The 5421-nt window shown below is 36.4% G+C and carries 4 protein-coding genes and 1 tRNA gene; 2 read left to right on the forward strand and 3 right to left on the reverse strand.

Features of this window, described 5'->3' with window-relative positions; translation table 11 throughout:
* Positions 1-47 precede the first annotated feature (47 nt).
* The gene (locus AOG54_RS00635) at positions 48-944 is read left to right on the forward strand and encodes a 4-hydroxybenzoate octaprenyltransferase (protein WP_048102013.1); all 897 of its coding nucleotides are present in this window, start codon (positions 48-50) and stop codon (positions 942-944) included.
* Positions 945-950: 6 nt separating this feature from the next.
* Here the strand turns inward: AOG54_RS00635 and AOG54_RS00640 are convergent.
* Positions 951-1034, reverse strand: a tRNA-Leu gene (locus AOG54_RS00640).
* A gap of 293 nt (positions 1035-1327) precedes the next feature.
* On the opposite strand from AOG54_RS00640, the gene AOG54_RS00645 reads away from it, so the two are divergent.
* The gene (locus tag AOG54_RS00645) at positions 1328-1897 is read left to right on the forward strand and encodes an isochorismatase family protein (protein ID WP_048102014.1); all 570 of its coding nucleotides are present in this window, start codon (positions 1328-1330) and stop codon (positions 1895-1897) included.
* On the opposite strand, the gene AOG54_RS00650 is transcribed toward AOG54_RS00645, so the two are convergent.
* Both AOG54_RS00650 and polC read right to left on the reverse strand, forming a co-directional pair.
* Positions 1898-2677 (reverse strand): ATP/GTP-binding protein, encoded by a 780-nt coding sequence (locus tag AOG54_RS00650; RefSeq protein ID WP_054963789.1) that lies wholly within the window; start codon positions 2675-2677, stop codon positions 1898-1900.
* 19 nt (positions 2678-2696) lie between these two features.
* The coding region (polC, locus tag AOG54_RS00655; protein WP_055032268.1) for a DNA polymerase II large subunit at positions 2697-5421 on the reverse strand (2725 nt) is incomplete at its 5' end.

The following is a 5421-nucleotide window of genomic DNA, read 5'->3' on the forward strand; positions in this document are numbered from 1 at the left end:
AAAAAAATATGATTAAAATTTATAAAGAATATAGATATACCTTATAAATGTGGGACCCGGGAGGAGCTCATAAAACACAAAATAAGGTTTATATTACGCTTAGGTTTTTAAGAATGGAGCAGACTTTTTTTAGCCTCCCCATGGCATATCTTGGGGCCTTTCTGGCCGTCCGCGGTATTCCATCAATCAGGGTTTTGCTATTAATATTCACCGCACTTTTTTTCATTAGGATAGCAGGAATGACAAATGATAATCTTGCAGACAGGTTTATAGATGCCAGGAATCCCAGAACAATGACAAGACCCCTTGTAACAGGTGCCATTACAGTTCAGGATGCATATTTGTTTATAATAATAGGTTTAATAGGATATTTTGTTTCTGCGTTTTTTATAAACATTATAGCATTTACATTATCCCCACTTGGCGCACTTATAATTATGACATACCCATACATGAAAAGGCACACGGCCCTGGCCAATTATCAGATAGCATCCATACAGGGATTATCGGTTATGGCCGGTGCCATAGCTGCATCCGGCATACATGGGCCGTTGTATATAATATACAGAATTCCATGGTTCTTTGTTTTTGCGACAATTTTCTGGGCCATTGGATTCGATTTATATAACCATATTCCAGATATAGACTATGATAAAACCCATAATCTGCATAGTTTTGCAGTTCTGCTTGGAGGCAAATCACTGGCATTTGCAGGATTGAATCAGGTATTGTCTGTTTCCCTTGCCGTTGGTGCTGACATATTTTATAAATTATATTTAATATCCTACATAAGTACAGCACTACACGGATTGATAATGCTTATTGCATTTATTCTTGCAAGGAAGCAGGATTATGGAAGAGCGTTTCATTATAATATCTATGCCTCTGTTGTGCTTGCCCTTGGAATTATAATAGATGCTGCACTGGGATTTCCAAAATTTTAAAAAGGATGCGGAGAGGGGGATTTGAACCCCCGAATCCCTGCGGAAATGGACCCTAAATCCATCGCCTTTTCCTATCTCGGCAATCTCCGCCTTATCTGCCTTATTCTTAAAATTTATTTATAGTTTTCATTTATAGATAAATATACTATAAATAAGGTCTCTGGGCTGAGAGCATGTATAACTTAATGGGAATAAATATTAAGGAAAATTGAATATATTATTAATATTTAATCCGATATGAACAGTAATAAATTGAATAAAATGCAATATGAATATGATGAATTCATTCTAAATGATGAAAATGGTGAATGTATATTGAAACCTCATTAAACTGTAATGCGATGGCTCACAAAATAAGAAATATTAATTATAAATAAAGTTACATGATTTCTCCAGAAGATAGCATAATAATAATGGAAAATTACAGCAGGGATTTTTTTAGGAATGTTTTCAGTAAGATGGAATTTATAATGGCAGTAGACTATCTAAAAAACTTTGTAAATAAATACGATGTCCCAGTTTTATTCACGGAAAGACCATTTAAGTACATCACAGGAAATGAAGAGATAAACATGTTTATAAAAAAAATGAATGAAAGAAAGGAGAACTCAAAAATGCCTGAATCACCAATGGATAAAAAATTTTTATCTGATTTTGAACGTGCCTTAATTCCAGAGAATGTGGTGCATGTAAAAAAGGAGGATATTTTTTATAATACCAATGTTGAGGATTTAATAAGGCAGCACAAAAGAAATACCGTTCTATTATGTGGTTTTTTCACTGAAACTGATATATTCTTAAGTTCATATGAATCATACATAAGGGAATTTAATACGTATGTTATTTCTGATGCCACATCAACGTATTCTGAAAGGTTATACTTTCAATCACTGGAAATGATAAGCCAGATGGTAAATGTTATAGATACAAGGGACATGGAAAAAATGTTTTGATTATTCATCCCTGTATTCCGTATCTGTGTCCTCACCGCCCTGGAAATAATTGGACATATCAGAATATATGTCATCAAATCCAAACATATCCTTTGATGAAACCGGAGAAATTTTTGTTATTATATCAGATTCCTTAAATGCATTTATAATATTAAGAAAGTAGTCCTTTACCATCTCACCCTTTTCATCCAAAAAGTCCCCGTATAGGAGATCAGGGTCATCCTCCCATGATTTTATTTTATCAACAACTTCATCGCCAATTAAATCTATTTTATTAAGCACGAATAGCATGGGAATGTAGAATCTTGAATATACCGATCCAAATAACATTTTTTCAGATATAAAACCTGAAGGCGTCTGTGCAACAACAGAATCTGCAATAAAGGCCAGCATGCCTTTTTTGCCTGCAAGCCTTTCAACAAGCATTGGACTGCTGGGCCTGAAGCTGAAAAGCTCTATCTGGCCCGGAGTGTCAAAAATTACATAATAGTCCTCGTACAAATCAAGTTTTGACCTTATCTTTTCTGCATTATCTATAAGCAGATCAGATGCAACGACCTGGGCACCATTGGGACCAAGAGAGTACTCACTCATTATATCATTCAGTGAGATAAACTCCCTTATATCTATTTCAGGTTCATATGGAAGGTACTCAGCACCCGGATCAAGGTTTACTATAATGGAGTCATAATCGCTTCTGGTAAGCCATTCCTTAAATGCACCGCAAAATGTTGATTTACCTGTTCCTGCAGGTCCTGTTACAAATAATGATCCAATCATGCATCATTATTTTATGAATTTATTTAAATGATTCCAGTGTTGGTGCGTCATCAACAATTTCATCCCCATGTATATCAAATGTATCATTTATAGAATCTATAAGCCTTCTAATCTGGGCCTGTAAATACTCAGGAAGTTTAAACTCTGACATTATTTTTTCCGTTTCTTTTAGGTATTTAACTATACTGCCGTGGTGTATTGTTAATATCAAATTATCTGATCCACATTTAAGGCATTTGCCTGATAATGGTATTCTTCTAAATTTTGAATTGCATTTTGTGCATCTGAATTCCTGTGTAAAAAAGCTCCTTAAATTTCCAAACATGTCAGGTAGAAAGTGTGATGATATGACCCTGGCAGCAACATCATTCTCGTCCACAGAAATCAATTTTTTTGCAAGCCCAAGCTGCTTTTCTATCTTTTCCTCCATTGATCCTATTGTTTTATATGCTGATGTAAGTGTGCCATCACTTAAATCGGATGTATCAAATGAAAAACCTGCACCGGTATATGAATTTTCCTCAGCCATTTTTACCTTCATTGTTTTCATCATCTTTTCTATAGATGATGCCGGTGAATTTTTTTCTGTTTCCAGATAAAATTCAAGAGGGTATTTATAAAGAGTATCCACATTAAGGGCCTCCTTGTCAACCTCCTCAGGATCAAGTATGACTGTTAGCACAAGAGGGGCATCCATCAGGCCACCGGTGGTTGATGGCAAAAATTTTTTTGAGAAGTTAAGAAGGCCGTCCAGCAAAAGCATTATACTATCCTCATCGCCATCACAGTTTCTTCTCTTCGCGGCATGGAAGAATGGATGTGCATAGCAGCCGCTAACCTTTGAGAAGCCAATAATCCTGCCAACAATGCCACCTGAGGTATGTGGTGCAAGCCCAATAACAAGATGCCCTATTAGATCCTCTATTTTACTGCACATGTAATATGGCTGCATGTTATAATATTTAACAAGAAGATCATCAATAAAATTTGATACATGGAGCAGGTATTTTGCCGCATCCTCTGGTATTATAATATCCTGTGGATATATTTCGTTTATTTCCTGATCCGGGTATCCAAGATTTTTTAATGTCTCAGAGGATAACTTCAGCTCGCTTTTTTTGAAATGTGTTATGGGTATATCGGACATATCATATCTGCATGTACCATCCTTATTCAGGCTTATATCATATTTTGACCTTAAAATACCCTTTTCAAGAGGTTCCACCGTATTTGATTTGGACATTAATTTTTTAACGCCCTTAAGCTCCTTTAAATCGTAAAAACCAACATGGCTTTCAGCCTTTTCAAGAACTGTTCCGACATTAACACTTAATTTTTTCTCTGTATTTTCGTCATATGTAATAGAACCGCATTTTTCGCATAATGTTAATGGTGTTTCATTTCCACAGTTCCTGCACTGCCTTGCATTTAATTCCATTGAGAACTCTACCCTGTTTTTGGCCGCAACCAGAATAGATCTCCTGCTATCACCATAATTGAGAATTGGAAATAAGGCATGGACCTTTGGCTTCATTTTTCTGTCCCCTGCCTTTTCTGGCCTTCCCAGCCTTGCACCAACCCTCACAGGTGCCCTTGGCTTAATCTCTATACCTGAAAGCTTATTTACCGCATCCATTACATTTGTTTCATTATCAATATTTCTTAACTGAACAATTTTATCGTTAACAAGTTCAAAACCTGTGGAAATTATGAGGGGATAAAATTCTGATAAAAATAGGCCATTATCTGTATTTTTAAATTCTATGCCAAGCTTTATTAATATATCCCGAATATCATGGGTTAAAATTAAACCTCCTGAAAAATCAGCCACCTTTATAGAATCTATTAATTTTTTAAGTTCATCGATTGTTATATCATGCCAGTAATAGTCATATTTTGGATGGAGCGGAATTTTATATTTTCTGGAAAGATCCACTGCCGTAAACTGATCCGGCACTGTTTTTTCGTAACCCTTCAATTTATCCGGCAGATAATATGACCACCATTCAACTGTAAACGGTGACCTTGATAAATTTCTGTTGTTCTCCAGGAAATCCCCATAGGCGATTAAAATCTCACCAAGATCTGTAATAACGTCTATATTTTCCCTTAAACTGCGTGCCTCCTCCATGTTTTTTATTTTAACATGATCGCCGTTTTTTAAAAGCACTGTTGGGCCATCTATTGTATCACAGGGTGTGATCGCCGCGGCCTTTCCAGGAAGCTCAACCTTTATCTGTGATCCTATGGCAATAAAATCATCCAGTATATACATGGTAATAGGATTTATGGATGCGGCGGCCAGCCCGGAGAGCCTTGATCTGCCGTATCGTAACCTGAAACCACCAGGTCTGTTTGGATATCCAAAAACCGGCCTTCCTGCTATAATATCCCTGAGGTATTTTTCTCCCTTATCCCCCTTTTCCTCCTTTTTATGGTTGCCAATTTTATCCAGTATATCCCATTCCTTCAGGTTCATTATATTTGTATATTTTAAAACCTTCTTGGATTTCTGTATAAGCCCCTCACATAGCACAAGGCACATACCACCACGGATATTATTGGTTTTAATTCTTTTCATATCACGGTGCCCGGAAATTTCCTCTTCCTCACTGCCCTCTCCATCGATCATAACCGGGGAATTCTTTACAACTAGTCTTATCTCATCATCAGAGGGCAAATACTGTAGATGTTTTCTTCTGTTATAGGCCTGGATTTCCTCTATATACCTCTCAACCTCCTCA

It is taken from the genome of Acidiplasma aeolicum (genome assembly GCF_001402945.1).
Taxonomy (GTDB): Archaea; Thermoplasmatota; Thermoplasmata; order Thermoplasmatales; family Thermoplasmataceae; genus Acidiplasma; species Acidiplasma aeolicum.

Coding starts and splice junctions, on each gene's coding strand:
- AOG54_RS00635 (WP_048102013.1), top strand. CDS start 48: ATGTGGGACCCGGGAGGAGCTCATAAAACACAAAATAAGGTTTATATT.
- AOG54_RS00645 (WP_048102014.1), top strand. CDS start 1,328: ATGATTTCTCCAGAAGATAGCATAATAATAATGGAAAATTACAGCAGG.
- AOG54_RS00650 (WP_054963789.1), bottom strand. CDS start 2,677: ATGATTGGATCATTATTTGTAACAGGACCTGCAGGAACAGGTAAATCA.